The organism is Serratia sp. HMSC15F11 (genome assembly GCF_001808215.1).
GTDB lineage: Bacteria > Pseudomonadota > Gammaproteobacteria > Enterobacterales > Enterobacteriaceae > Serratia > Serratia nevei.
The window spans coordinates 1-2,347 of sequence record NZ_KV792414.1; the positions used below are offsets into that span (position 1 = coordinate 1).

The 2,347-nt window shown below is 47.5% G+C and carries 3 protein-coding genes; all 3 read right to left on the reverse strand.

Annotation, left to right across the window (positions count from 1 at the left end; genetic code table 11):
* Positions 1–134 precede the first annotated feature (134 nt).
* Positions 135–719, reverse strand: coding sequence for a hypothetical protein (locus tag HMPREF3138_RS26170; RefSeq protein ID WP_061351424.1), 585 nt, complete (start codon positions 717–719; stop codon positions 135–137).
* Between the two features lie 446 nt (positions 720–1,165).
* Positions 1,166–1,657, reverse strand: a complete 492-nt coding sequence (locus tag HMPREF3138_RS07020) for a hypothetical protein (protein ID WP_070558886.1) — start codon at positions 1,655–1,657, stop codon at positions 1,166–1,168.
* 64 nt (positions 1,658–1,721) lie between these two features.
* The coding region (locus tag HMPREF3138_RS07025; protein WP_246828710.1) for a hypothetical protein at positions 1,722–2,347 on the reverse strand (626 nt) is incomplete at its 5' end.

Genomic DNA, 2,347 nt, shown 5'->3' on the forward strand with positions numbered 1-2,347 from the left:
GTGTGTTGACCGGGCGTCTGATGACAGGTGGCGGGCGTTCTGCCTCGCCAGCTATGAATGGTGCGTATTCGTCGCAGTAGAACTCTGACCGGCGGCGGCGTTGAGCCGTCGCTCCTCTGCGTGAAGCATCGATGTTAAGAGTTATTTAACTTCTTTATGATCGCTGCGCCAAGCTGCCGAGTATTCATTTCATTTCCATTGCTATTTAGCAATGATATTTTTAAATCATGCGCAACATCACGTAGAAATGGCTTCACAATAGTTACAGGCATGCCATTTCTTTGAACTGAAATACCGCCACTAAAAGTGCGACTGATTGTATAATCATTCCACTGCACACTTTCAGCCGCTCCTGGCAAGTCAGGAACCTCCTGGACAGTGAAAACCGCACGAACAATCCCTTTTTCCTTCCATCCACGCAAATACCCACTCCAAATATTTGCCCGAACTGATGATTCTTCTGAAATCGCACGAGCATTCCATACTCCAGTTTCACAGGAACCATCCCTTTTAAACATTTCGACTTTGGCCTGTTTTGATTTTAGTAACGCTTTTTTAAAATCCGCTTCACCTTCAGGATTAAAAAAAAGTTCAGGGCGTGTGTCATGATCGATTTCAACAACATCGATCAGACGGTTTATTACCTGTTCGGGAGTTTCAAATCCCTTTGCTTGTGCAGCAAGACGGCTATATGTAGCGTCAGATATCGTAATATCCATCAAAGTACCTCTATAGATCAAAAATTAATCATAAAATTAATCATAATTGATAAATTTAATGATTTCAAGATCTATAATTACCTGATATCGCAATATGGTTAACCGCCTCTAAAGAGCTATAAAAACCTGTAAACCCGCTCCTCGTGCCGCTTGGTTATAAACAAACCAGTTGAATCTACGTCAACAATAGCCTACTATTGTTGTACTGCAAGAGCATTCGCAGGGGGTATTAACCAGTAATTAACCCTTTGCGCTGGGCAGTCAGGAGGCTGGTCTCCTGTTGGGAAGTTATGTTGCGGCTTCCTAGTAATAACAGTGAATTTGATAGACAGCAGAAAACCGCCGATGCTGCTAGATCCGAAAGGAACCAATGAAGGGAAATATTTAGGCGTTATGGTTCATTCTCATTAAATTGAGGAGAATTGCTTAAATGGGCGTCCTTCCTATCACCCTCGCTGTATAGCTTTAAATTTGGCCTCCGTTGCATGGTATGCAGTCACGGGGGCCAAATTATTTTCAGAGACATCAACTATCGCCATTGCGAAAAAGCCAGCCCCAGCAACGTTAATGCGACGAACAGCATTGAGCACAATAGTCTGCTCCGAGTAATCTCTGTTAACGTACACATTGCTCTGCACTGAGAATGCAGTTGCCAAAATCTCCGCACACTCTTGCCAACTTAGCTTATCCTTCGAGTTACGAGCAGATAGCACATGCCTAAACATTGCCCAAGTGATCGGTCTTGCTGGTGATGCAGGTATGTCCCAGCCGTTTCTCTGACAAACAACTTTCATTTGATTGAACTGCTTCTTAGTCATCAGATAGGTAAAACAAGGCGTCTCCCAAACTTCCTGAGGGAGACCTTTATCATCCATTTCTTCAGCTTGCTGTGTAAAAGCATAGAAAGCGTCACGGATAGCATCATCACCGATAGCCACTTCTTTTCCTTGTAAAATTTTTATGTTCGAATTTTATCATATTTAGCTATGTCACTTAGGACTGCTAATTCAGTAGCCCACTTTCCCGCAACTTATGGCGATAGTCCCGGACACGGCTGGTGTTCCACTCCTGTCCCGTCGCTGTCCGGTGCCCTGCTGCGTTCAGTGCCGACGCGATGGCGGGCAGAGTCGCGTTCTCTGCGGTCATGCTGACAATGAGCTGGTCAGCCTCATCACTGACGGCCTGGAAGCGCGGATCGGCTCCCCGGGGGACTATCTGTCTTGCAGGTTGTTGTGCGCTTTGTGGTGCTGTTTGTTGTGCGGTTTGTCGTGCAGGTTTACCGCCGACGGACAGCGCCCTGACTTCAGCCCTCAGCGCTTCGATGGCAGCTAAAAGTTTGGTGTCCATCCCTTCCGGCTTCGTGCCAAGTCCGGCGTTCAGCGCCTCTATGACAGCATCCGTGCGGGTTGCTCCGGTTCGTGCTGCGTTCTGCTCGATGCGTTCGATCAGGCTAACGGGTAGGCGAACGGTCAGGGTTTTGGTTTTCTCTCTCATGGCTGCTGCTCTCCACGTCGTGCGTTTTGTCGTGCTGTTTGTCTTGCGTAGTGTAATGCGTTTTGTCGTGCGCGTCGAATTCGACGTCGTGCAGTTGTCGTGCACAGAGGGGCGACGGCTTTGCGTCGCCGGGG